25 protein-coding genes, 1 tRNA gene and 2 pseudogenes are annotated in these 24,428 nt (G+C 63.0%); 19 read left to right on the plus strand and 9 right to left on the minus strand.

The features are described 5' to 3' along the window. Position 1: 1 nt before the first annotated feature. The 3 genes from JQ597_RS21330 (at position 2) to JQ597_RS21340 (ending at position 1,386) form a co-directional block, all read left to right on the plus strand. Positions 2–880 (plus strand): isocitrate lyase/PEP mutase family protein, encoded by an 879-nt coding sequence (locus JQ597_RS21330; protein ID WP_212266163.1) that lies wholly within the window; start codon positions 2–4, stop codon positions 878–880. Next, positions 881–1,180: an acylphosphatase gene (locus JQ597_RS21335; protein WP_212266164.1), complete on the plus strand. Its 300-nt coding sequence runs from the start codon at positions 881–883 to the stop codon at positions 1,178–1,180. A 65-nt stretch (positions 1,181–1,245) separates the two neighbouring features. After that, positions 1,246–1,386 (plus strand): hypothetical protein, encoded by a 141-nt coding sequence (locus JQ597_RS21340; protein ID WP_212266165.1) that lies wholly within the window; start codon positions 1,246–1,248, stop codon positions 1,384–1,386. 27 nt (positions 1,387–1,413) lie between these two features. On the opposite strand, the pseudogene JQ597_RS21345 reads toward JQ597_RS21340, so the two are convergent. After that, positions 1,414–2,236: pseudogene (locus JQ597_RS21345) on the minus strand (RMD1 family protein). 76 nt (positions 2,237–2,312) lie between these two features. After that, on the minus strand, positions 2,313–2,537 hold the full coding sequence (locus JQ597_RS21350; RefSeq protein WP_212266166.1) for a zinc-ribbon domain-containing protein: 225 nt from the start codon (positions 2,535–2,537) through the stop codon (positions 2,313–2,315). Between JQ597_RS21350 and JQ597_RS21355 the strand changes: the two genes are divergently transcribed. After that, entirely contained in the window at positions 2,518–2,682 is a 165-nt protein-coding gene (locus JQ597_RS21355) for a hypothetical protein (RefSeq protein ID WP_212266342.1), read from the plus strand. The genes JQ597_RS21350 and JQ597_RS21355 overlap by 20 nt on opposite strands. A gap of 45 nt (positions 2,683–2,727) precedes the next feature. Here the strand turns inward: JQ597_RS21355 and JQ597_RS21360 are convergent, their stop codons facing one another. After that, positions 2,728–4,680 (minus strand): diguanylate cyclase domain-containing protein, encoded by a 1,953-nt coding sequence (locus tag JQ597_RS21360; protein ID WP_212266167.1) that lies wholly within the window; start codon positions 4,678–4,680, stop codon positions 2,728–2,730. 171 nt (positions 4,681–4,851) lie between these two features. Further along, the gene (locus JQ597_RS21365) at positions 4,852–6,375 is read right to left on the minus strand and encodes a PAS domain-containing hybrid sensor histidine kinase/response regulator family protein (RefSeq protein ID WP_249148080.1); all 1,524 of its coding nucleotides are present in this window, start codon (positions 6,373–6,375) and stop codon (positions 4,852–4,854) included. 176 nt (positions 6,376–6,551) lie between these two features. Between JQ597_RS21365 and JQ597_RS21370 the strand changes: the two genes are divergently transcribed. From JQ597_RS21370 to JQ597_RS21380, 3 genes are read left to right on the plus strand one after another with little or no spacing between them, the layout of a single operon-like run. Beyond that, positions 6,552–7,109, plus strand: coding sequence for a GbsR/MarR family transcriptional regulator (locus JQ597_RS21370; RefSeq protein WP_212266169.1), 558 nt, complete (start codon positions 6,552–6,554; stop codon positions 7,107–7,109). A 34-nt stretch (positions 7,110–7,143) separates the two neighbouring features. Continuing rightward, positions 7,144–7,824, plus strand: coding sequence for a DUF4166 domain-containing protein (locus JQ597_RS21375; RefSeq protein ID WP_212266170.1), 681 nt, complete (start codon positions 7,144–7,146; stop codon positions 7,822–7,824). Then, positions 7,821–9,254, plus strand: coding sequence for a TIGR01777 family oxidoreductase (locus JQ597_RS21380; protein WP_212266171.1), 1,434 nt, complete (start codon positions 7,821–7,823; stop codon positions 9,252–9,254). Before JQ597_RS21375 ends, JQ597_RS21380 begins: the two co-directional genes overlap by 4 nt. 12 nt (positions 9,255–9,266) lie before the next feature. On the opposite strand, the pseudogene JQ597_RS21385 reads toward JQ597_RS21380, so the two are convergent. Further along, positions 9,267–10,134, minus strand: a pseudogene (locus tag JQ597_RS21385) (LysR family transcriptional regulator). 106 nt (positions 10,135–10,240) lie between these two features. On the opposite strand from JQ597_RS21385, the gene JQ597_RS21390 reads away from it, so the two are divergent. Continuing rightward, positions 10,241–10,669, plus strand: a complete 429-nt coding sequence (locus JQ597_RS21390; RefSeq protein WP_212266172.1) for a tautomerase family protein — start codon at positions 10,241–10,243, stop codon at positions 10,667–10,669. 108 nt (positions 10,670–10,777) lie between these two features. On the opposite strand, the gene lipB is transcribed toward JQ597_RS21390, so the two are convergent. Next, positions 10,778–11,506, minus strand: coding sequence for a lipoyl(octanoyl) transferase LipB (gene lipB / locus JQ597_RS21395; protein ID WP_212266173.1), 729 nt, complete (start codon positions 11,504–11,506; stop codon positions 10,778–10,780). A gap of 74 nt (positions 11,507–11,580) precedes the next feature. On the opposite strand from lipB, the gene JQ597_RS21400 reads away from it, so the two are divergent. The 5 genes from JQ597_RS21400 (at position 11,581) to JQ597_RS21420 (ending at position 15,383) form a co-directional block, all read left to right on the plus strand. Then, the gene (locus JQ597_RS21400; protein ID WP_074276133.1) at positions 11,581–11,823 is read left to right on the plus strand and encodes a FliM/FliN family flagellar motor switch protein; all 243 of its coding nucleotides are present in this window, start codon (positions 11,581–11,583) and stop codon (positions 11,821–11,823) included. Between the two features lie 98 nt (positions 11,824–11,921). Then, positions 11,922–12,006, plus strand: a tRNA-Leu gene (locus tag JQ597_RS21405). A gap of 207 nt (positions 12,007–12,213) precedes the next feature. Then, positions 12,214–12,600: a hypothetical protein gene (locus tag JQ597_RS21410; RefSeq protein ID WP_212266175.1), complete on the plus strand. Its 387-nt coding sequence runs from the start codon at positions 12,214–12,216 to the stop codon at positions 12,598–12,600. 161 nt (positions 12,601–12,761) lie between these two features. Further along, the gene (locus tag JQ597_RS21415) at positions 12,762–13,796 is read left to right on the plus strand and encodes a histone deacetylase family protein (RefSeq protein ID WP_212266177.1); all 1,035 of its coding nucleotides are present in this window, start codon (positions 12,762–12,764) and stop codon (positions 13,794–13,796) included. Between the two features lie 180 nt (positions 13,797–13,976). Beyond that, entirely contained in the window at positions 13,977–15,383 is a 1,407-nt protein-coding gene (locus tag JQ597_RS21420) for an aspartate aminotransferase family protein (protein WP_212266179.1), read from the plus strand. 134 nt (positions 15,384–15,517) lie between these two features. Here the strand turns inward: JQ597_RS21420 and JQ597_RS21425 are convergent, their stop codons facing one another. After that, entirely contained in the window at positions 15,518–16,735 is a 1,218-nt protein-coding gene (locus JQ597_RS21425; protein ID WP_249148082.1) for a polysaccharide deacetylase family protein, read from the minus strand. 202 nt (positions 16,736–16,937) lie between these two features. Beyond that, complete coding sequence (locus JQ597_RS21430) at positions 16,938–17,783, minus strand: polysaccharide deacetylase family protein (protein WP_212266183.1); 846 nt, start codon at positions 17,781–17,783, stop codon at positions 16,938–16,940. 101 nt (positions 17,784–17,884) lie between these two features. Between JQ597_RS21430 and mgtE the strand changes: the two genes are divergently transcribed. Both mgtE and JQ597_RS21440 read left to right on the plus strand, forming a co-directional pair. Then, the gene (gene mgtE / locus JQ597_RS21435; RefSeq protein ID WP_212266185.1) at positions 17,885–19,318 is read left to right on the plus strand and encodes a magnesium transporter; all 1,434 of its coding nucleotides are present in this window, start codon (positions 17,885–17,887) and stop codon (positions 19,316–19,318) included. 74 nt (positions 19,319–19,392) lie between these two features. Beyond that, positions 19,393–19,725 carry a helix-turn-helix domain-containing protein gene (locus tag JQ597_RS21440; protein ID WP_212266187.1) on the plus strand — a complete coding sequence of 111 codons (333 nt, stop codon included), beginning with the start codon at positions 19,393–19,395 and terminating at the stop codon, positions 19,723–19,725. Positions 19,726–19,842: 117 nt separating this feature from the next. On the opposite strand, the gene JQ597_RS21445 is transcribed toward JQ597_RS21440, so the two are convergent. Continuing rightward, positions 19,843–20,154, minus strand: coding sequence for a DUF1127 domain-containing protein (locus tag JQ597_RS21445; protein WP_212266189.1), 312 nt, complete (start codon positions 20,152–20,154; stop codon positions 19,843–19,845). A gap of 480 nt (positions 20,155–20,634) precedes the next feature. Here JQ597_RS21445 and JQ597_RS21450 point away from each other — a divergent pair, with 480 nt between their 5' ends. The 4 genes from JQ597_RS21450 (at position 20,635) to JQ597_RS21465 (ending at position 24,427) form a co-directional block, all read left to right on the plus strand. Next, positions 20,635–21,453: an aldo/keto reductase gene (locus JQ597_RS21450; RefSeq protein ID WP_212266190.1), complete on the plus strand. Its 819-nt coding sequence runs from the start codon at positions 20,635–20,637 to the stop codon at positions 21,451–21,453. A 52-nt stretch (positions 21,454–21,505) separates the two neighbouring features. Then, positions 21,506–22,342, plus strand: coding sequence for a cell envelope integrity protein TolA (gene tolA, locus JQ597_RS21455; RefSeq protein WP_212266192.1), 837 nt, complete (start codon positions 21,506–21,508; stop codon positions 22,340–22,342). Positions 22,343–22,793: 451 nt separating this feature from the next. Further along, a complete protein-coding gene (locus JQ597_RS21460) occupies positions 22,794–23,615 on the plus strand; it encodes a universal stress protein (RefSeq protein ID WP_212266194.1) in 822 nt (273 codons plus the stop codon). A 134-nt stretch (positions 23,616–23,749) separates the two neighbouring features. Then, the gene (locus tag JQ597_RS21465) at positions 23,750–24,427 is read left to right on the plus strand and encodes a nitroreductase (protein ID WP_212266196.1); all 678 of its coding nucleotides are present in this window, start codon (positions 23,750–23,752) and stop codon (positions 24,425–24,427) included. The last annotated feature ends 1 nt before the right edge of the window (position 24,428 follow it).

Raw genomic sequence — 24,428 nt, forward strand, 5'->3', positions numbered from 1 at the left:
GATGGCTTTCCAACAACGCCGCGCCGCATTGCGCGCCATCCTCAACGGATCGACCTGCATCCGCCCGGGTTCGGTTTACGATCCGGTTTCCGTCCGCATCGCCGAAGACCTGGGCTTTGAACTTGGCATGTTCGGCGGCTCGGTGGCCTCGCTGGCGGTGCTCGGCGATCCCGACATCACGCTGATCACGCTCACCGAACTCGCCGAGCAGATGCGCCGGATGTCGCGCGCCGCTGCGTTGCCGGTGCTGGTCGACGCCGACCATGGTTACGGCAACGCGCTCAATGTCCGGCGGACCGTGCAGGAACTGGAGACCGCGGGTGCTGCGGGCCTCACCATCGAGGACACGCTGCTGCCGCAGGCCTTTGGCGTCTCGGAGCCGCAATTGATCCCGCTCGAAGAGGGCGTCGGCAAGATGCGGGCGGCGCTGGACGGGCGCAGCGATCCCGCGCTGGTCATCATGGGCCGCACCGGAACGCGCGGCGGTGGCCCGTCGGCGGCGAGCTTCGAGGAATGCCTGGTGCGCGCCAAGGCCTACGACGCCACCGGTGTCGATGCACTGTTCTTCACCGGGCTGACGACGCGCCGGGAAGTCGAGGCGGTTGCGGCGGTGACGACGCTGCCGATCGTGCTCGGCAATACCCAGGGCGAACTCGATGATGCGGCCTTTCTCAGCAGTCAGCGGGTGAAGATTGCGCTGCAGGGACACACGCCTTTCGCCGCCGCCACGCAGGCCGTCTACGAAACGCTGAAAGCACTGCGCGAGGGCACCTCGCCGAAGAACCTCAAAGGCCTCGCATCAACTGAGTTGACCGGCCGGGCCATGCGCGAAGCCGATGTGAAGGCGCGCAGCGCCGAATTTCTCGGGCTGAAGAAATAGATGAGCGGCGCGATCCGCCATGTGACGGTCACGGGCCGGGTACAGGGCGTCGGCTACCGTGCCTGGGTCGCGGACGAGGCGATGACACGTGATGTCGAGGGCTGGGTACGCAATCGCAGGGACGGCAGCGTCGAGGCGCTGTTCGCAGGGCCCGCGGACGTCGTCGCCGACATGATCGCAGCGTGCCGGCGCGGGCCGTCGATGGCGCGGGTCGACGCGGTAAGGGAAGAGGACGCTCATCCCGACGCGCTGAAACTGCTGCGGCCGGGGGAGCGCTTCTCGCTGTTGCCGACGATCTGACATTGGCGCGGATCAAGTTCGTTGCCATAGTCGCCACTGGCCGAAACCCGCCAACGAGGTGATCCATGAAGCCGCCAACAACTGAACGCGATTGGAGGCGTATCCATCATTCGCCGATGTTCTGGGTCGGCCTCGTGCTGTGCCTCGCCGCGATCGCGATCTATCTGTGGTCGGATGATCTGTCGTGGCGGCCGGGCCCGCGATAGCGAGGGGGAGTCCGGCCAAGCCCGGCTTCAGTGACCCTTGCCGGTGTAAAGTTGATACAGCGTGATGATGACTTCGAACGCAATCAGCCCGACGATGATGAGTTCGAGGCGCAGGGTTCGGCGCGTGTCGATGATATCGGCAAGGGTGTTGGCCGTCTCCGCGACCACGGCAAGTTTCCGGTTGAGCGCATCGAGGCGCTCCTTGAGTTCATATTCGTCTTCCAGCCGCGCATAAAGCCGCTCGAGGTCGGGACGATCCCACAATGCGTCAGGCTTTTCCCCGATCGCGACGCGGCCGGATACCCTGTGCTGGACCAGAAGCGCACTTCCGATCAGCTGCATGACCCCTTTTCGATCACGGCGGGTTCGTCCGTGATCTGCCAGCTCCTTGGCAAACGGTTCGATGATCTCGAAGACCTTCGCCACTTCGCGTTCGTCGTGCGCCAGCACGACGCTCTTGGCCAGCACGTCGGCCACGACAAGAAGCCTTGCCGGCGACATGTCGCGCAACTGTATAGGGCCGCCGGACAGGACCTGATCCTCGGTCTCACCCTCACCGGCGAAGGCGAGAATGGCGGCTTCCTCTTCACGGCGCGCCAGTTTGCCGTCGATTCGAGGTTTCAGTGTTTCCAGGAAGCGGCTTTGTTCTTCCGACGCAAGGCCGATCAGCACCGCCACCCCGTAGCGGAACAGAACCGCGACGCCCGCTCGTGCCAACCCTGATCGCAAGAGGGATCGCCGAGAGGGCTTCCGTTTCGAAGCCGATCGTATTGATGCGGTCGCCAACATGCAGCGCGTGCGCCGTGACCCGCGTCCCGATTTCAGCGGAAATGAATTCGGGTTTGGTCATCTCGCCGTCTCCTCATGGCCGATGCTGGCCGGCGGAGATTACGCGCGTTCGATGACAGGCGCGATGCGGTGTCAGTCTATGCGGTCGCGCGAATCGGAGAGGGCGGCGCATCGATGTGCCGGTACTTGTGTTCCGACGACATCACCAGCCGATAGGCTCTCAGCTTGGGATCCTGCCACATATCGAGAAGCTGGCCGCAGGTCGCGCATTCAACCCGACCCGGCCGTCCAATCGGTAAACTTGATTCAGCGACCTCGTAAGCCGATGTGCAGGATGGGCAGGTGAAATCTGATATTTTCATTGGCGGAACCTATGGTGTTTCAGCAGAACGATTGTTCTGGATCAATGTGGCACCAGAAGGGTCCAGGCTGACGCGCGCCGCATATAATTTGTGCGCACGCGCTAAATCCGGTCGCTATGGCAGCGGGGCTGATATGCAGAACTAATATGTGGACGGTCTCGTCGAAGACCTTGATCCGCAATCACGCGCGTTAATGCGCCAGCTTCCGTTCGACGGGCGCCAGTTCCGGATCGTGCTGGATCGACCCGGCCTCGACATAGCGCAGGACCGGCGATGAATAGACGAAGCTGCGATTGCGTCCGAGCCGCTTGGCTTCATAAAGCGCGGCGTCGGCTTCTCCGACCAACGCTGCTTCACCAGGCGTCGCGCGTGTCCTGGTGGCAATGCCGGCGCTGATGGTGACGAAGCCACGGTTGGCGGCGGTGTTGGGAAGGCCGAGGGCGCGCACGGTCAGCCGGATCGATTCGGCGACCTTCAATGCATCGTCTTCGGAAATGTTCGGCAGCACGACGGCGAATTCCTCGCCGCCATAGCGCGCGGAGAGGCCCGTGGTATTCGAGGTCGCATCGCCGATGGCCCGGGCGACGGCCTGCAGGCAGCGATCGCCGGCTTGGTGTCCGTAGGTGTCGTTGTAACCCTTGAAGTTGTCGATATCGAACAGCAGCACCGAGATCTCTTCGCAGGCTTCGTACTGACGCGCCAGGAAGCCGTCGAAGGTGCGGCGGTTGGTCAATCCGGTCAGGCCGTCGGTGGCCGCGAGCTGGGTCAGGCGGCGGTTGAGCAGGTTCAGCTCATCCTCCATCCGCTTGCGTTCCGTGATGTCGCGCAGCACGCCGACAAACTCGGCCTCGGCGGGATTGTCGCGTTCCGATGCCTGCTTGAAGTTGCTTTCGACCCACACGATCGATCCGTCGGCACGGTAGGTCCGGAACTCGGCTGTGCTGATGGCGCCCGACCCGTTCAGCCGCGCGCTCGCGGCCATCACGCCTTGCTTATCCTCGGGGTGAACCATGTCGAAGCAGGATTTGCCGACGAGGTCCTGCGGGCGAACGCCCAGCATCTGTTCGACAGAGTGGGACACATAACGAAGCGTGCCGCGGCCATTGAGCAGGATAACGACGTCGGCGATATTGTCCGCGAGCAGGCGATAATGCGACTCGCTCTGCCGCAGCGCGCGTTCGGTTTTGATCCGAAAATTGAACTGCGCCGAAAGCAATGCCGCGAGCAGGACGATCATGCAGAGGAGGATCGTTGCCACAAGTGCGTCGGTGCGCAATGCCGTCGACCAGGCTGAGAGCAACCAGTCCTCGGACATCGCCACCGTGATGATCAGCGGATATTGCGGCGTTCCCTCGTATCCGAAATATTTGACGACGCCATCGAACGGCGAGGTGATCTTGTAATACCCGACCGAGCTCAACTTGAGGTGTTTCGTAAACAAGTCCGTTTTGGAAAGGTCGGCACTCCTGTTCGAAAGCGGCCAGCGGGACAGGACGGCGCCGTCATTGCGCAGCAGGCTGATTCCGCCGTCGGGGCCGAGCTGGAATGCGCTGTAGAAGCCGCTGAAGTAATCGCTATCGATCGCGGCTGTCAGCACGCCGCCAAAGCTGCCGTCCTGCTTGGTGACACGCTTTGAGAGCAGGATGGTCGGTCGCCCGGTAAGGCGGGATTGAAACATTTCGCTGATACGAAGCGCCTTGCCGGCGGTGTCGCGATGGTAGGCGAAGTACGGCCGGTCGCCATTGTTGTAGCGCGGAGTCTCTGGCAGGGATGAGTAGCGCCAATTGCCGTTGGTATCGAGGACGCCGATTTCGCGTATTTGCGGCAGCGCGGCCACGGTGTCGGCCATGTATTTGTTGAACCGCTCCGGCAGGGGGCTTTGATACATGAGCAGGTCGACCATGCCACCCATCGCGATGTCGGCCGCCTGAATGGTGTGTGCGGCGTGTTCGGCAAGGGAATGGGCGAGGTTCTTGATGTCGGTGGAGCCGCGCGACAGCGCGGCCGACTTGGCTTCGAGCGCCTTCCAGACCACGACGCCCAGAATGCAGGCCGTCATGACCAGCGCAAAGAAGACCACGACCATCCCCGGGGTGATCCGCCGCAGGAGGCCGCTTTGGTTTGCGAGGTGTCGATCGGGCATCTTCCGCCTTGATGGGGGAGCGCCAAATCATTCTGACCGGCAAGCTGAATGCGTGGCCGGAATCTACCGGCCAATAGATGGCAATGCGGTTAATGAATAGGTCAGGAAAACAACGGAGAAGCCGGCATTTCGGCCGGGATCCCGGTGAACCGGGACGGCGCGGGCCGCCAGTCACCGCGGCAATTTTGCGATTGCCTGGCTCAACTGATGGATCTCATAGGGCTTGCGGAGAATGGGAAAATCGCCGCGCACGTTCAAGGCGGCATCGCTATAGCCGGTCGCCAGCAGAATGGGCAGCTGGGGCCGCATCGCCTTGAGGCGGCGCGCCAGGCCGAGGCCGTCCATTTTGCCCGGCATCACGATGTCGGTGAATACGAGGTCGATCCCGTCGCGCTCGATCTCGCGCAGGGCGGCCTCGGCATTCTCTACCCTGCGGACGGTGTAGCCGAGTTGTTCGAGCAGGCTGGTGCTGACAGCGGCGACTTCCGGATTGTCGTCGACCAGCAGCACGGTGCCGCTTCCACTGGATTCGGCAACGCTGACATCGTCAACCGCCAGGCCGCCATGCTGTCGCGGCAGCAGGATCGTGATCTTGGTACCCTTGCCGAGTTCGCTGGCAACCCTGACCGTTCCGCCGGCCTGATGGACGAAACCGTGCACCTGCGAGAGACCCAATCCGGTGCCCTTGCCGATCGGTTTGGTCGTAAAAAAGGGATCGAATATCTTGCTCAGCACGTCAGGCGCGATGCCGGTGCCGGTATCCGTCACGGAGATGGCGACATAGTCGCCGCTATGGGCTTCCTCGCTCAGCCTGGTGTTATCGGCAGCAACCTTGATGATGCCTCCGTCGGACATGGCGTCGCGGGCGTTGATCACAAGATTGACCAGCGCGGTCTCGAGTTCGGTGATATCGACCATGACCGGCCAGACGCTGCGGTCGAGGTCGAATTGCAGTGTCACCGTGCCGCCGACGCCGGTGTGGAGAACATCGCGCACCGCCTTCATTCTTTCGGTGACATCGACCGTTTGCGGATTGACGCTTTGTCGCCTGGCGAATGTCAGCAGCTGGCTGGTCAGTGCGGCGCCGCGCTTTGTCGCCCCGTCGATAGCGGCTAGCGCGCGCTGCATCTTGGGATCGTCGGAGACTCCCTTCCTGAGCGTATGCAGGCTGCCGCTGACGATCATCAGGAGATTGTTGAAATCGTGCGCCACGCCGCCGGTCAGTTGGCCGAGCGCGTCCAGCTTCTGGGATTCCGCCAACTGCGCTTGCATCTGATCGAGCTTGAGCTGGGCCTCACGGCGTTCGGAGATGTCGCGGGTAATCTTGGCAAAGCCGACCAGCCTGCCGTCCTCGTAGATCGGGTCGATGACAACGCTGGCCCAAAAGAAGGTGCCGTCCTTGCGGACGCGCCAGCCGTCCTCCTCATAGCGGCCGGTTTCGCGCGCGATGCGCAACGCGCGCGTCGGCTTGCCATTGGCGCGATCGGTATCGGTGTAAAAAGCGGAGAAGTGCCGGCCCAGGATTTCCTCGGGTGCATAACCCTTGATGCGTTGAGCGCCGATGTTCCAGCTGGTGACGATGCCGGTAGGGTCGAGCATGTACAGCGCGTAGTCGGCGACCCCCTCGACCAGAAGCCGGAAACTGCGTTCGCTTTCGAACAGATCCCGCTGCTGTCGTTGGTCTTTTTCAGGCATTTGAATCCCTAACCTAGTGGGCCGAAACGCGCGGGATGCCGGATGGTTCCGGCAATGGACAAGTTTTAGGCACATTTTAGCCGGGGCGCGATCGGGCAGGGCGCGGCTCGCTTTGGCGAAGGCTCGATCCGATGAAGGGGCTTGACGTCGATCCAGAAATGTCAGATATTTCTGTTATGACAGAAACAACCGAAAAGAAGAAACTTCCGGCCGCCGTCGAGCGGTTCATCCTGCACTGGGGTGACATGGGGGACGAGTGGGGCGTCAACCGCTCGGTCAGCCAGATCCACGGCCTGCTGTACCTCGCCGAGGCACCGATGACGGCCGAGGATATCGCCGAGACGCTCGGCATGGCCAGGTCCAACGTCTCCAACTCCATCAAGGAGCTGCTGTCCTGGAACCTGATCCGCCGGGTGCCGATCATGGGCGACCGCCGCGATCATTACGAGGCGGAGACCGATATCTGGGAAGTGGCGGCGCGGATCGCGTCCCGCCGCAAGGAGCGCGAGATCGACCCTGCGGTCGATGCGCTGCGCGCCTGCGTTTCCGATGCCGCCGATGATCCTACCATCAGCGCGGTCGCGAGCAAGCGGCTGAGGGAGATGCTGGAATTCACCGAGCTGGTCGACCGTTGGTACATGCAGATGCTGAAAGTGCCGCGGCCGAGATTGGTCGCCCTGATCAAGCTTGGCGAGAAGATCGTCAGCTTCCTGCCGATGGGAAAAACCAAATAGGCAGCGAGTGGCGGGAGAGTAGCAGGAGCGTTCGATGGCGTCAGCAATCAGGATCTCAAGACTTCCAGCGTCCCATCCGCATCACAAGCCTTCCAGCGACATTCTGCTCGACGATAACAGGTTCCATTCGCTGCTGTCCGATGCCGATTGGGGGCGATTGCCGCTGGCGATCTGGCGGCGCTTCTCCAAGCGCCACGTTGATGGTGCAACCGTCGTCTATGTCGGCGAGGTCGAGGAGGCCTATTTCAACAGGATTGGCTGGTGGCTCGCGCAGTTGGCGCGGCTGGTCGGCGGGCCGCTGCCGACCGGGGCCGAGACCGGCGTCCCGATGGTGGTGACGGTGACGGAGGACGCAGCGAGCGGCGGCCAGATCTGGACCCGCATCTGCGCCCGCTCACACGGATTTCCGCAAGTCATTCACTCCTCGAAACGCTTCGCCGGGCCGACCGGGCTCGAGGAATATGTCGGCCACGGCATCAGCATGGCGCTGCGGATCTTCGTCGAGCACGAAGCGCTGGTGTTTCGCAGTGTCGGTTACTCGTTCCAGGTCGGGCCGCTGCGGCTGGCGTTGCCGGATTGGCTGACGCCGGGCGATCTCACCGTAACCCATTCCGATCTCGGCGGCGGCACGTTCCGCTTCACGCTCGATATCGTTCATCCGCGCTTTGGCAGGCTCATTCGTCAGTCCGCCGTGTTCCGGGAGGCCGCGTCATGACATCGTTGCTATGGACCCTGATCGCCATTCAGATTGTGATGGGCGTGTTCGACACGTTCTATCACCATGAGCTGACCGAGCGGCTGGCCTGGCGCCCGTCGCAGCGCTACGAGCTGCAGCTCCACGGCGTGCGCAACATGATGTACGCGTTCCTGTTCCTGGTGCTCGGCTGGCTGGAAGTGTACGGCATTTTCGCGATGGCCATCATCGCGGTGCTGGTGGCGGAAGTCATCATCACGCTGATGGATTTCGTCGAGGAGGACATGAGCCGGAAACTGCCGGCGAGCGAGCGCATCAATCACACGCTGCTGGCGATCAATTACGGCGCCATCCTGGTGTTGCTGCTGCCGGTCCTGATCGACTGGGCAATGCAGCCGACCGGGATCAAATCGGCCTATACGGGATGGCTCAGCATGACAGCGGCGGCGGCTGCCGTCGGCGCGGCGCTGTGCGGATTGAGGGATTTTACCGCGGCCCAGCGCCTCGGCCGGATGCACAGCGCGCCTGCGGCTGGCCTCGTGGAGAAACTGCCCGATAGCCAGACCGTGCTCGTCACCGGCGCCACTGGTTTCATCGGCAGCCGGCTGGTCGCGAGCCTGACCGCGTCGGGCCATCAAGTGATTGCGCTGGTCCGCAACCCGGCGAAAGCGGAACTGTCGCCGCCGATCACCCTGATCACCAGCCTCGACCAGATTCCAGCGGATGCCAGAATCGACACCATCGTGAATCTCGCCGGAGAGCCGATCGGCAACGGGCTGTGGACGGAGGCAAAGCGCCGCAAGATCCTCGAATCCCGGATTCAGATGACCAGCGATGTCGTTGATTTGATTGGCCGTCTCGAACGCAAGCCAAAGGTGTTGGTGTCCGGCTCAGCGATCGGCTGGTACGGGCTGTGGCAGGATCAGGTGCTGACCGAGTCCGCCAAATCCCACGCCTGCTTCAGCCATGAATTGTGCGACGCCTGGGAGCGTGCGGCGAGCCCGGCGGCCGAACATGGCGTGCGAGTCGCCCATCTGCGGATTGGCCTCGTCATTGGAACCGATGGCGGCTTCATCACGCGGATGCTGACGCCGTTCGAGTTCGGCCTCGGCGGGCCGCTCGGGTCAGGCAAGCAGTGGATGTCCTGGATCGAGCGCGACGATCTCGTGCGCCTGATCGCCCATGTGATCGCCAGCCCCGGCATCTCAGGGCCGATCAACGCGACGGCGCCGATCCCGGTCACCAATCTGAAGTTCACCGAAGAACTCAGCCGGCGGCTGCATCGGCCGGCGGTGTTCCGGATTCCGGATGCATTGCTGCGCTGGGTCGGCGGCGATTTTGCCAATGAGCTTCTGCTCGGAGGGCAGAGGGTGCTGCCGAACAAGGCGCTGATGAATGGCTTCAAGTTCCGCCACGAAACGCTGCGCAGCGCGTTCGAGGCGATCTTGTAAATGCGGGGATACTCAGGTGCTTGCGCGGGAAACCGTAACCACACTGCGAAACGTCGCCGCCAGCGTCCGCAGCGCGGTGAGTTTGACGGGATCACTGACCTTCGAGTGTAACATTACCTTTGACGTTCCAAGCCTTGGCAGCTTCTGCACCAAACCGATATCGACCAGCCCCGCCGGCGCGATCCTCCGGGCCAGCGGCGCGACCGCAAGCCCAGCCTGGGCAGCTGCGACCACCGCCGTGACGCCGCCTCCGACAAACGCCTCGATCCAGGGGATGCCGGCCTTGTCGAGCGCGCGGACGGGCGATCGCGCGGACGCCACAGGGTGGTGCCAGCGTCGCCAGTTGCAGGGCGTCACCGCGCGGCCAGACGAAGCGGGGCGTCGCGAACCAGCCGAACTCGTCCTCGGTCAGTTGCTCGCCGCCGCGGCGGCTGCCTTCCTGCCGCACCACCACGGCGTCGAGTTCGCCGGAATCGTAGGCATCGAGCATCGCCCGCGAAAAGCCGATCGTCACCGCGAGCGACATCTGCGAGGACATCGCATGCAGCCGCTCCAGCAGCGGCACCAGTTCCGCACCCGCGGCGTGATCGCTGATCCCGAGCGACAATTGCTGCCGCGCCGGCTTTTCGCCCGACAGCGCGCGGTCATGCGCCTCCATCAGCACGCGGGCATGGTGCAGGAACGCCGTGCCATCGGCGGTGAGCGTCACCGCGCGCGGCGATCGCTCGACCAGCCGCTTGCCGAGCACGCTTTCCAGCCGCTGCAGCTTCAGGCTGACGGCGGCCTGCGTGGTACCGAGCGCCTCGGCGGCGCGGGTAAAACTCTGCAGCTCGGCGACCAGCAGGAAGGCCTGAACGGTGTCGATATCCAGCGTGCCCATGGCATCATCACTAATCGTTATCATTGTTATGAACAGAGATAAGATACCAAAATGATGCTGATAAGTCTAGGTATGGGGACGCAAACGCACACCAGGGAGAACCATCATGCCGCTCATCACTGTCACCTATTCGAGCTTCCGCAAGGCGCCTTCATTGAAGGCCGAAATCGCCACCGCCGTCAGTGATCTCACTGCGCGAATCCTGCGCAAGGATCCCAGGGTCACAGCGGTGATCGTCCGCGCGGTCGACGCCGCGGACTGGTTCGCCGGCGGAAAGTCGCTGGCCGAACAGAGCCTCGCCAGCTTCTGGCTCGACGTCCATGTCAGCGAGGGCACCAACACCAAGGACGAGAAGGCCGCCTATCTCGCCGCGGTGTTCCAGCGCATGGGCGAACTGCTCGGGCCGCTGCACCACGAGAGCTACGCGCATGTCGACGAGGTCAAGGGCGATGCTTACGGCTTTGGCGGGTTGACGCAGGAGCGGCGCTACATCGCCGGCAAGCTCGAGGTGCCGCCACAGCAGGAGGCGGCGTGAACCCATAGCGTTTTCGAGCGAAGTGGGTACCGGTTCGCATAGCAATCAAGTTTACGCAGATTGCGTAGACTTATCTGCGGTAGAAAACGCGTCAAAAATAAAACCGTCTTAGACAGTCGTTTCCGGCAGGCGGGCCTTGGTCGCGCCGAACACGTCCTCAAAGGCCTGCCGGAGCGCGACATCGACGTCTTCCATGGTCACGGGCAGTCCGAGATCGACCAGCGAGGTGACGCCGTATCTGGCATCGGCGACGCCGCAGGGGATGATCGCGGAAAAATGCGACAGCTCCGGCTCGACATTGATGGCGATGCCATGGAACGAGACCCAGCGCCGCAGCCGCACGCCGATCGCCGCGATCTTGTCCTCATGGCCGGGTCCCTTGTCCGGCCTGTTGACCCAGACCCCGACGCGGTCCTCTCGGCGTTCGCCGCGCACGTTGAAGGCGGCCAGCGTGCGGATGATCCATTCCTCCAGGCCGGCGACATAGGCCCGCACGTCCGGCCGCCGCCGCTTCAAATCGAGCATCACATAGGCCACCCGCTGGCCGGGGCCGTGATAGGTGAGCTGGCCGCCGCGCCCGGTCTCATACATTGGAAAGCGCGGGTCCAGGAGATCGCCGGCCTTGCCGCTGGTTCCGGACGTGTAGAGCGGCGGATGTTCCAACAGCCACACCAGCTCGGGCGCTTGCCCGGCCGCGATCGCGGCCGCCCGGGCTTCCATCTCGGCCACGGCGTCGGGGTAGGGCACCGCTTTGGCCGCAATCCGCCATTCGACATCGCTGCCATCAGGGGCTTGCGCGAAGGTCGTCAAATCAAGGCTTTGGCGGTCATTAACCATTGGCTAACCATAACGTGGTCAGGTGAAACCACCCAATTTAGTCCAAGATCTAGTCCAAGTTTGGCGGTTTCGTAGTGGCCACCCTCGATAAAGTCAGCGTCGATCTCATGGTGGTGCTCGGCACCACCACGATGCCCATCCACCAGGTGATGCGGCTTTCCCGCGGCGCCATCATCGAACTGGACGCCACCGAGGCGGACGAGGTCAAGATCCTCGCCAACAACCTTCCGGTGGCTTCCGGCGTGGTCCTGGTCGATCGCAACCGGATCGCGGTCGAAGTCAAGCAAATGCTGCCGAAATTACCGGGTGTTAGGTAGTTATTCGGTCGCAAAACCGCCTTGTCCCTCCATCTCTGATTTGTTACATCGGCGCCGTTGATCCGGCAGGCCTTAAATCCTTCCAGCCGGTATCCCAAGCGCTCGTGGCGGAATTGGTAGACGCGCTGCCTTGAGGTGGCAGTGAGTAAAATCGTGGGGGTTCGAGTCCCTCCGAGCGCACCACAAATCATGCAGTTTGGGCCCAACCCAATCGATTCGGTGGAAACACGTGATTCTTCTCAGTGCCACAGTGGCGAAGCCGTTGGGAATCGCCGGGGCAGGCGGAAGTAGCCTTGCTGTTACACCGTTCGCGTAAAACAACAGGGCATCGCCGGCTACCCGGTCCGATGACCGTAATTCGGCACTTCCAAATCTATCCGGGGCACGTGAATGATTTTCCTGGGCTACGCCTATCGATTCGTCTCCAACTTCGTGTTCCTGGCGCTGGTCTATTTCGCCCTTAACTTCCTGGACAAATATCCGCAGCGCGCGGTGGTGGCGATCCTCGTGCTGGTTTATGCCGCCATGCATGCCGCCTCGGCGTTGCGTTCGTTTTATTTCTTTCAGCGCATCGAGCGGCTGGAGATCGAGGCGCGGCGTCTGGCCAAGGTCGCCGCCGAGGGGCCGAGCTCGGCCGCTGCCGCCGCGGCCTCGCGCAAGCAGATCGTCACCGAGGTCAGCGGGCTTCGCCACGCCGGCGAGATCAAGGCCTATATCGACCTGCTGTTCCTTGCCCTCGTCATCCTGCTCTGCATCGCCAAGATCGTGACGAACTGAACGAAAATTCGGCGCATTTTTTTTGACTTTCTCGATCTGCGTCGCATGGTTGGCGGCAGCTTTGCCGCTATGCATGCGGGAAGCGCTGCGCGGCATAGAACTTGCTCCGCGCGAAGCGCGAGTCCGCGCGGAGCGCGACAATGCGAGGAGTTACCTGTCCGATGCTGGCTGTCTATTCGGATGACAACGCGCTGCACGATCCCGATCATTTCATCTCGCGCGGCGTGAAAATCGCGGTGCGGGAATCGCCCGAACGGGCCAACCAATTGCTGGCGGCGTTGCGCGATGGCGGGCACGAGATCCGCACGCCGCGCGACTTTGGCCGCGACGCGCTGCTCAGCGTGCACGACCCGCGCTATATCCATTTCCTCGCCAATGCCTATGACAATTGGCAGACCTTGCCGCAGCCGCGCGGCCCGTTCGTGCTGGCCAACAGCTACGCCATGCGGCAGATGAAGACGCTGCCGACAAGTTTCGAGGGCCAGCTCGGCTTCTTCCTCTCGGGCAATTCGGTGCCGATCGGCCCGCAGAGCTGGCGGGCGATCGCCTCTTCGGCGAATTGCGCGCTGGAAGCGGCGGATGCCGTGCGCAGCGGCGCGTCCGAAAGCTACGCGCTGTGCCGTCCGCCCGGCCACCACGCCTATGCCGATCTCGCCGGCGGCTATTGCTACCTGAACAACTCGGCGCTCGCGGCCCAGCATCTGCGCGGCCGGTTCGCCCGCGTCGCGGTGCTCGACGTCGACGTGCACCATGGCAACGGCACGCAGGGCATCTTCTGGGAACGCGGCGACGTCCTGACCGTCTCGATCCATGGCGATCCCAATACCGGCTATCCCTGGCAGGTCGGCTATGCCGGAGAACGCGGCGAGGGCGAGGGGCTCGGCAAGAATCTCAATCTGCCGCTGCCGCTCGGCACCACTGACGAGCCCTATCTGGCAGCCCTGGACCACGCGCTCGCAGCTGTCAGGGCGTTTCAGCCGGAAGCTTGCGTCGTGGCGCTCGGCCTCGATGCATTCGAGGAAGATTCGTCGGAAATGATGCGGGTCACCACCGCGGGCTTCGGCGCCATCGGGGCGCGGATCGGGGCGCAAAAGCTGCCCAGCGTCATCATCCAGGAAGGCGGCTATGCCGTCGACGCCCTGCGCCGCAATCTCGGCAGTTTCCTCAACGGATTCCTGTCGGCCCGCGGCGGCTGAGGGCAGAGCGTTTTCCAGCGAAGTGGATACCGGTTCGCGTCAAGAAAACGCGTCAAATCAAGAATCTAGAGCCCCGTTCCGATTCAATCGGAACGGAAAAGGCTCTAGAATGCGAAATGGCGGGAACACGCTTTTCGTGGTCTGCTCCCACCGATCAACAAGAATCGGAGCATTAATCCAATGACGGGCAGACCCAACTCCCTCGCGGCTCGCGATGTCGCCTCGCTCATCCATCCCTATACCAATCTCGACAAGCACAAGACCGACGGGCCGCTCGTCATCGCGCGCGGCGAGGGCGTTTATGTCTACGACGAAACCGGCAAGCGCTATCTCGAGGGCATGGCCGGGCTGTGGAGCACCTCGCTCGGCTTCAGCGAAAAGCGCCTCGTCGAGGCCGCGCGCCGCCAGATGGAGCAATTGCCGACCTACCACATCTTCAACAGCCGCTCGACCGAGCCCAGCATCGAGGCGGCCGAAGAGCTTTTGAAGATCGTGCCCAAGGGGCTCGGCAAGGTGCTGTTCGCCAATTCCGGCTCGGAGGCGAACGACCAGGCGGCGAAGATCGTCTGGTTCTACAACAACGCGCTGGGCCGGCCGCGCAAGAAGCGCATCATCGGCCGCGTGCGCGGCTATCACGGCATCACGGTGTTTTCCGGCAGCATGACCGGGCTGCCCGCCAACCACACCGAATGGGATCTGCCGGTCGGCGGCATCCTGCGGACCGATTGCCCGAGCCATTATTTGTACGGCCGGCCGGGCGAGAGCGAGGCGCAGTTCGTCGACCGTCTCGTCGCCAATCTCGAGGACATGATCATCCGCGAGGGGCCGGATACGATCGGCGCCTTCATCGCCGAGCCGGTGAACGGGGCAGGCGGCGTCATCGTGCCCCCGGCCGATTACTTTCCGCGCATCCAGCAGGTGCTGCGCAAGTACGACGTCCTGATGATCGCCGACGAGGTGATTTGCGGCTTCGGCCGCACCGGGGAGATGTTCGGCTGCGATACGTTCGGCATCGAGCCCGACATCATGACCGTCGCCAAGGCGCTGTCTTCGGCCTATTTGCCGATCTCGGCCACTGTTATCAGCGACACCATCGCCGAAACCATCACCGCCCATGCCGGCAAGCTCGGCAATTTCGCCCACGGCTTCACCTATGCGGGTCACCCCGTCGCCGCTGCCGTCGCGCTGGAAACGCTGCGCATCTACAAGGAGCGCGACATCGTATCGCAAGTGAAAGCGCTCGCACCGCATCTGCAGTCACGACTGCGTGCGCTCGGCTCGCATCCGCTGGTGGGCGAGGCGCGCGGGGTCGGACTGATCGGCGCGCTGCAACTGGTCGCCGACAAGGCCACACGCCGGCCGCTGCCGCCGGCCGAAGGTATCGGCGCATTGATCCAGCAGGGCGCGATGGCGCGCGGCGTCATCGTCCGCGCCGGTCCCGACGCGGTGTTCGTCTGTCCGCCGCTGATCATCACGGCGGAGCAGATCGACGAGATGATGGACGCGGTGGCGGCGGCGCTCGACGAAGCGCACGCGGTGGCCGAACAACGCGGCTTGCTGGGCCGTGCGCAGTCGGCGGCGGGGTAGAGCGTTTTCGAGCGAAGTGGATCCGGTTCGCACAGCAATCAAGTTTACGCAGATTGCGTAGACTTATCTGCGGTAGGAAACGCGTCAAAACAAGAATCTAGAGCTTCGGTTCTGATTTCATCAGAGCCGAAGTTCTAGCGCTTCTTCAGGCCGGCCATGCGGACCTTCTTGGCCGGCTTGACCTGCGCATGTTTGGCAGCGCCCTTGCCGCCATGTTTTGCGTGCTTGGCAGGGCGTGCCGCCTGCTTGGCGGACACTTCGTGGGCGGCAGGCGCGGTCGGCTCTACCTTGCGGGCGGATGGCGGCGAATACAGCATCGTCACGCGGATCGATTCCGGGAGCTTGAACACGCCAGGCGCCGGGACCGGCAGCGCGGGCGGGTCAAGCACCAGCGTCACCTGCCGCGACCACAAGGCGTCGCGCAACGCGCGCCGCTGCACGCGGTCCGCAGGCGCCGTATTGCGCCAATCGGAGTCCGACAACGCGGGCGCAGGCAGGGCCGCGGTCGCGGTATAGGCAAAATTCGGAATTTTGGGCCAGCGTGACGTCGCCACTTGCTCCGATATCGGATGCAATTGCCATTGCGACGGCTCGGTCGGCGTCGCCGGCCGGTCCGCTGTCGCCGGCACGACATGGACGAGGCGGTAGCCGCGGGCTTTCAGATCGCTCAGGATTCGCGGCAAGGCTGCGACGGTGCGCGCCTGGATGTCGTGCAGCAGCAGGATGCCTTTGCCCTTGGCCTCGAGCCGCTGCATCGCGAGATCATAGACGCGCTGCGATGAGACCGGCCGCCAGTCGTCGGCGGGAAAATCGGCGCTCCAGATCTGCAGGCCTTTTGCTTCGGCATATGCCTCGATCACATCGGAACGGCCGAGGCCCGGAATGCGGAAAAAAGGCGACGGCGCGGTGCCGTCGGCGAGCGCTGACGTGATCGACGCGATGCCGTCCTCGATCTCTTTCTTGGCGCCATCGATCGAGAGCCGGTTCATGTTCCCGGGATGGTTCTGGGTATGGGTGGCGATGGTGTGGCCGGCATCGCGCATCTTGCGCACGCCTTCGGGGTTGGCGTTCGCCTGCCGTCCGACCAGGAAGAAGGTCGCCTTGGCGCAATGGGCAGCGAGGATGTCGAGGATCTGGTTGCTGTATTTCGGCAGCGGACCGTCGTCGAAGGTGAGCACCACCTCATGATCTTCCAGCGGCAGCGTCTTGGCATATTGCATGGTGCCGATCAGCGGATATTGCCGCGGATCGACCACCAGCGTGCGCGACGTGCCGATCGCGTCGGGATGCCCGGGGCAATTGGCAGCCGGGGCGGCCTGCGCCGTGACGCCGGTCAGCATTCCCAGAAACATTGCGGCTGAAATTGCGGCTGAAAAAGTAATCGATGCCCGCTGACGGAGCCCCATACCTGCGCTAGCGATCATAGAACCCCGGCTTCATTCCCAATCGAAGTTTGGTCCGCGCGGACCGGTATTCGGTTCACTCGAAAAATGCCTTGTTTGCAATCCTTAACGGCGGGCCATGAATGCCGCCTTAATAGCCGAAATACCACACTTATTTCGGGTTTTGGACAGCCCTGGCGGTGGCCGCCGCGGCTGCCGGGACGATATGGACCACGCGGTAACCGTTGTCTCTCAGATAGCGCAGGAACGCCGGCAGCATGGCCGCGGTTTGCGCCTTCGGATCGTGCAGCAGGATGATTCCCTTGCGGGCGGCCTGCAGCCGCTCGGTGAGCAGCTTCAACTGCTGGGCCGGTTTCATCGGCTCCCAGTCGCTGGCCCAGAGATCGGCGCCGAACACCGATATGCCGCGGTTTTGCAGCAGGTCCAGCGTCGCCGGCGTCATCTCGAAATAGGGATAGCGAAAGAACGGCGTGCTCGGGGTCGCAACTGCGATCCCCGGGGTCGCGCTTGCGATCCCCGGGGGCGCCGTGACGGTGCCGTGGAGCGCCTTTTCAACCGCTGCAAAGCCCTTGTCGATGTCGGCCACGGCCGCATCCGGCTTCATGTGTTTGATATTGGGATGCGACCAGGTGTGGTGCCCGACCGTGTGGCCAAGGGCTGCAATCCTGCGCACCAGTTCCGGGTGCGCCGAAGCCGACCTGCCGATCAGGAAGAAGGTGGCGAGCACGCATTCGCGCGCGAGCGCGGCCAGCACCTGGGGCGTCGTGCCCGGCCACGGCCCGTCATCGAAGGTCAGGACCACCTCGTTGTCTTGCAGCGGCAGGGTCTGCGGAAAGCTCTTCAGGCCGACGCGCGGTGAGGTAGCGGCATCGACGCGCAGAACCCGTGAGGTGCCGAGCGCGTCCTTGCGCGGGCATTCGGCGGCCGTGGCCGCTGTGGCCCACACCGTCGCGGCCGCGATGGCTGCGCAGAGCGTCCTGGTGAATCCTGGGGTCATTCGCCGTTGTGCATCTTTAGCATTGCGCTTTGCGTTGCCGATTGGGTAATGCGTGCAGCGATAACTCAAACGCAAGTTCTGTCAAACCGGCGAGGCGCGGCATGGCCGAGGATATCGACGTTGCCCAAGCCGCCGCGCGACCCGTTGACGGGTCGGCGCTCGATCCAGCCTTGATGCGGGATGAAGAGGGCCAGATCCGCCACGAGTTTGTCGAGGAAATCACACGCGCCATCAAGGCCGCCGATCGCCCCTTGCTATGTGAGGTCGTCGCCGAGTTGCACGAGGCCGATCTCGGCGATTTGATCGGCGCCCTCGAACCCGACGACCGCGTCCATCTCGTCGAGCTGACAGGCACCGATTTCGACTTCTCGGCGCTGAACGAGGTCGACGACGCCGTTCGCGAGGAAATCCTCGAAGAGCTCGAACCGCAGACGGTTGCGGAGGGCGTTCGCGAACTGGAATCGGACGACGCCGTCGAACTGCTCGAAGGCCTCGACGAGGAGGACCAGGAAGAGATCCTCGAAAAGCTGCCGCCGTCCGAGCGCGACGCGCTGGAGCGCAGCCTGCTGTATCCGGAAAACTCCGCCGGCCGGCGGATGCAGTCCGAATTCATCGCGGTGCCGCCGGACTGGAACGTCGGGCAGGCGATCGACTACATGCGCGACACCCCGGACCTGCCGGACCGGTTCTATGAAATCTACGCTGTCGACGCCAACCAGCACTGGCAGGGCGCCGTCTCGCTCGACACGCTGCTGCGGGCAAGGCGGCCGGTGCCGCTCGCCGACCTGATCGAGGAAGACCGCCGCCGCGTCTCCGTGCTCGACGACCAGGAAGAGGTCGCGCGGATGTTCGGCAAATACAATCTGGTCGCAGCCCCCGTGGTCGATACCACCAACCGGCTGGTCGGCGTCATCACCATCGACGACGTCGTCGACGTGATCGAGGAAGAGGCCGACGAGGACCTGAAGGCGCTCGGCGGCGTCACCAGCGACGAAGAATTGTCCGACACCGTCTGGACCATCGCGCGCGCCCGCTTCAACTGGCTGCTGGTCAATCTGGCGACCGCGTTTCTGGCATCCTCGGTGCTCGGCCTGTTCGAAGGCCAGCTGGAAAAGATGGTGGCGCTGGCCGTGCTGGCGCCGATCGTGGCGAGCCAGGGCGGTAACGCCGCGACCCAGACCATGACGGTGGCGGTGCGGGCGCTGGCCACCCGCGAACTTCATTCCAACAACGCGCTCCGCGTGGTCTTGCGCGAGGCGATGGTCGGTCTCGTCAACGGGCTCGCCTTTGCCGTTATCACGGGCGTCGCTGCGGTGGCGTGGTTCAAGATCCCCGGCCTCGGCATCGTGATCGGGCTCGCCATCATCTGCAACCTGATCGCCGGCGCGCTGGGCGGCATCCTGGTCCCGATCGTGCTGGACCGGGTGCGGGCCGATCCGGCGGTGGCGTCCGGCACCTTCGTCACCACGATCACCGACGTGGTCGGCTTCTTCTCGTTCCTCGGCATCGCCACGCTGTGGTTCGGGCTGAAATGAGCAAGGCGTGTGGCCAGTATCGTTAATCGGGCCTTAACGCGCTTGGCCGATGATTCCCGGATCGGGAATCGAACATGCAGCGCTTGCGGCTCAAGGCAGACGGACGGATCGTGGAACTGCGGGACGGGCAGGAGTTCCCGCTCGCGCCGGCGAGCGCGATGTCGGAACTGGCCTCCGCACCAGCGGCGGACCCACCGCCGCTCCTGGCCGTGCGCGATCTGCGCCGCCGCTCACGCCTGACCCAGCTCGAATTCGCCGCACGGCTCGGGGTGCCGGTCGAGACCATCCGGAACTGGGAGCAGGGCAAACGCGCGCCGCGCGGACCGGCGCGGGCGCTGCTTGCCGTCATCGCCCATTCGCCGGAGACCGTGTTCGCGGCGCTCGCCACGGAACCGGCTACCATCTAGGACGCGGACTCACCAAGGCGCAGCCATAGCCTGATTGACGCAAACTCAACGAAGGCAAGCAGCCGCGCTGACCGCCGCTTGTTCGCAAAGCGCAGTCCGCATGTGACGGTTGATCGGTTACATCCCGCCACGGCTCAAGAGGTACATCGCGCTATCTCTGATCCTGTCGATAGCGCGTTGAGGTGTGATGTGGTCGATCTCATCGCGCGTCAGGCCGATGTCCATCAGCTCTCTGTCGCTCAGGTAAGCCAAGCCGGCTCGCAAGCGCTGGTGTTGGCGCCGCTCCTGAAACGCACGCCAATATCGCTTGAGCAAGCCGAGGACGTTCCGCGTCGATGCGGCCGTTGGTAATGCGACGGGCAGGTCGAGGCCGAGCCCTGCGGCATCGCGCTCGGTCCCGGATGTGATGTTCGTCTGTTGGGGTGGCATCGGATGCTCCTGCTGTTGCGCCGGCAGGGAGCATGGCCAAACAAAAGGCCCCGTCCGATGCCGGCGGGGCCTGGTGAAAAGATCGCGTCGTCGAATTTCTAGCGCACGACTCCTTCCACGGCCCAGCGAGAGCGGGTTACGTTTTTACGGTTCGCGGTGCGCACGACGTTGATCATGAAGCGTAGCTACCACAGAAATCGCGCCAAATCAAGGGATGTGCCGGTGTGGCTCGCATCCTGGAGGCGAGCGACATATTGCGCGGTCGCACGAACTTGGTCGCCTTACGGGCAGAGCGGACGTGGCCTTCGTCGCATCACGCCGCCGGGTTCATGGGTACACGGCCCAGACTCTTTTGACGCGTTTTCTACCGCAGATAAGTCTACGCAATCTGCGTAAACTTGATTGCCGTGCGAGCCGCAATCCACCTCGCTCGAAACCGTTATGTGTTGGCACTGAGCTGCCGACGGCCCATAATGGGCGATGCATTTCATCGAAGCCAACGGCGCAAAAATCCCGGCGATCGGGCTCGGCACCTGGGAATTGCGCGGACGAACCTGTGCGCGCCTGGTCGAGCAGGCGCTGCGGCTCGGCTATCGGCACATCGACACCGCGCAGGTCTACGAGAACGAACGCGAAGTGGGCGAGGGGCTGCGCGGCTCCGGCGTCAAGCGCGGCGAGGTGTTCGTCACGACGAAAATCTGGACCACGCATTTCGCGCCCAACGATCTCGAGCGATCGGCGAAGGAAAGTCTCGCCAGATTGCGCCTGACCGAGATCGACCTGTTGCTGCTGCACTGGCCCAATCCGCAGGTGCCGCTGTCGGAGACGCTGGGCGCGTTGGCGCGGGTCAAGCAGCTTGGGCTTGCCCGGCATATCGGCGTTTCCAATTTCACCGTGGCCCTGATCGAGGAGGCGGTGGCGGCGTGCCCGGAGCCGCTGGTCTGCGACCAGGTCGAATACCATCCCTATCTGGACCAAGCCAAGGTGAGGGAAGCCTGCGCGCGCCATGGCATGGCGCTGGTGGCCTATAGCCCGGTCGCCAAGGGCCGCGTCAAGAACGACCAGACCTTGCTGCGGATCGGCGACCGCTATCGCAAGACATCAGCGCAAGTGTGCCTGCGCTGGCTGGTGCAGCAGAACGTGGCGGCGATCCCGCGGACGTCGAAGCTGGAGCGGCTGTCTGAAAATATCGAGATATTCGATTTCGAACTGTCGGACGATGACATGCGCGAGATTTCCGGGATGGGTAGCGCCAGCGGCCGGCTCACCAATTTCGGCTTTGCGCCGAAATGGGATTGAGCGGCGGTCGCGCCGGGCGGTATGCTCGAAGCCCATCGATTGTCTTGGTACGATGAACCTGCGCCAGATCATACCTTCGGACATGACGGCATCGGCGATTGCCCATCTGTCGCTGCTGGCGTTGCTGCTCGTGTTCTCCGACGTGCACCCGTTCGGCGCTGTGACGCCTGAATCGATCGCGGTCGATATCGTCGCGCCGCAAGATATCCCTGAAAAACAGGATATCCCCGAAAAGGCCGAGATCGAGAAGACGCCGGAACCGGCTGCGACGCCGACGCCGCAACCTGATTTCACCGCGCTCGACAAGCCCGCGGCCGCGGCGGCGCCTGCGGTTCAACCACCTGCGGTTCCACCTCCGCCGCCGCCACAGAAGCAGGCGTTGGCCGCACCGAGCCCGGCGCCGCAGCCGGCCGCGCCACCGCAAGCGGTGACGCAGACACCGGCCTACAAGCCGCCCGAGCCTGACCTGACACTCAAATACAACGTCCTGCTCGGTCTGCCGCCGCCGATTTCGCCGAGCGCGCCGTCATCCGGCGACAAGGGCAAAGACAATTTCGACGCACCCGCGACCACGTCCGCCGACGTCAATTCAAGCGTCGTCGCGGCGTTCCGGCGGCACTTGCGGACCTGCTCGAAACTTCCGCCCGCGTTGAAAGGCTCCGACGACGTCAAGGTCAAGCTGCGCGTGTTCATGGGCCAGGACGGCAAGCTCGCGGTGGAGCCGCAGCTGATCGAGGCCAGCGCTTCCGCCAAGGGCCCGCTGTTGATGCGCAGCGCCATCAGCGCGCTGGAAGCCTGCCAGCCCTATGCGATGCTGCCGGTCGACCGTTACGGCGAATGGAAGGTGCTCGACCTCAACTTCACGCCGCAGGATTTTGCGGGTTCGTGATATTTTTTCTGAAATCGCCCAAAAATACGGAAGGCAAAGATGACATTTTGAGTTTTGAGCAATGCATTTGCATTTTGGCAATGTCGCGCGTGCGACACGAGGAATCAATGCAGGCGATCGACACTGATACGTTTAGTCACATTGCACTCTTGGAGACAGAGCGATCAAATCGAACTTCCGTCCCGTATATTGGTGATCTCGTTTGCAGCCTGGGAACGGATGACCGATCGTGATTTCATCAACCGCTGACACGATCGCTTGAAGTCTCAGCCTGACCGCCATCTGGTGACGGCCGGATCAGGAGTGTCTCGATGGCATGCAGCGTGGACCCGTCTGCCCTGTTACTCGAATCGGCACGCAGCTCCCGGGACACGGGAATAGTGCGCCGCCGGGATAAAGATGGGCACTGGAATTTGCGTAGTTACGCGATCACCTCACAGGAGGCAGAGCCATGATCAAAGATATTCTTGTCAACCTGTCTTACGGTACATCGCAAGATGGCGTTTCCAATTACGCCTTGTCGGTTGCGGAAACATTCGGCGCACACATCATGGGGACCGCCTTCTATCCGGCAGTGGTTGGTGACGTTGACCTGTCCGCTAACTTTATTCGAGCCCAGCAAGTTGAAGCTCACAAACGCGCAGAGTCCGTGGCCACCGCGTTTGACGAGGCGACGCGTCGCGCCGGCGTTTCAGCCGAAACACGGAGAATTGAAACTGACGTCGGCGACGGGCCAACCCGGTTTGCGCATATCGCAAGACGATTCGATCTTTCCGTCATTGGCCAATTTGAAGGGGACCGGGATCATCGAACCACGAATATCGTCCTTGAGGCAGCGCTGTTCGAATCCGGAAGACCGGTGCTCATCGTACCTTTTATTCAGAAGGAGCGCCTCAAACTCGATCATGTCATGGTGTGCTGGGATGGCAGCCGGGCAGCCGCCCGAGCGGTCGCCGATGCCATGCCGTTTCTTATCCGCTCCGGCACGACGAGTATTGTTGTTGCGGACACTCAGAGCGCCAAAAGCGCAGACCTTCCGGGTGCTGACATCGCGACCCATCTGACCCGTCACGGAGTAAACGCCAGGATTGAGCGCATCCCCGTCAGCAAGATCGGTGTTTACAATGCAATCCTGTCATATGCAGCCGATACAGGTGCCGACCTCATTGTCATGGGCGGGTACGGGCATTCCCGGCTGCGGGAATTTATTCTTGGTGGGACGACGCGTGGTATGCTTGCCTCGATGACCAAACCGACATTGATGTCGCATTGATCGGATCTTATTAAGGTGACAGCTGGTACGGCGGATTGAGCCGTACTTGTGCGGCCGACCTCTGGCTTGCGCAGAGGCGAGGAAACCGCGAAAATCCAGGCCAGTTCAAAAGTCACCTCGGGAAACTTAGACACATGAAGTTTGATGACGTTATTCTCGGTCGCCGAAGTATCCGCGGTTACAAGCCCGATCCAGTACCCAAGGCGCTGATCGCGGAAATCATCGCTCTGGCGATGCGCGCTCCGTCGTCGATGAACACCCAGCCCTGGAATTTCTATGTCATCACCGGCGAACCGCTGGATCGTATCCGCGCCGGCAACACCGAGCGGATGGTGGCGGGCGTACCGCAGTCGCGCGAATTCCGCACCGGTCAGGCCTTTGCAGGTCCGCACCGCGACAGGCAGGTCGGGGTAGCCAAGCAGTTATTCTCCGCAATGGGGATCGCGCGCGATGACAAGGATAGGCGCCAGGACTGGGTATTGCGCGGCTTCCGTCAATTCGACGCGCCTGTATGCGTGATCGTGACTTATGACCGTGTGCTGGATGGCAGCGACGATACGCCCTTCGATTGCGGCGCCGTGGCGACCGCCCTGGTCAATGCTGCCTGGTCTCGCGGGCTGGGCGCCGTGATCAACAGTCAGGGCATCATGCAATCACCTGTGGTACGCGAGCACGCCGGCATAGCCGACGATCAGGTCATCATGAAAAGCATCGCGCTGGGCTGGCCGGATGAAAGTTTCCCGGCCAATGCGGTGGTGTCCGAACGAAAGTCCGTCGAGGAAGCCACGGTGTTCGTCGGTTTCGAGAACTAGG

The sequence above is a fragment of the Bradyrhizobium sp. AUGA SZCCT0177 genome, from assembly GCF_018130125.1.
Taxonomy (GTDB): domain Bacteria; phylum Pseudomonadota; class Alphaproteobacteria; order Rhizobiales; family Xanthobacteraceae; genus Bradyrhizobium.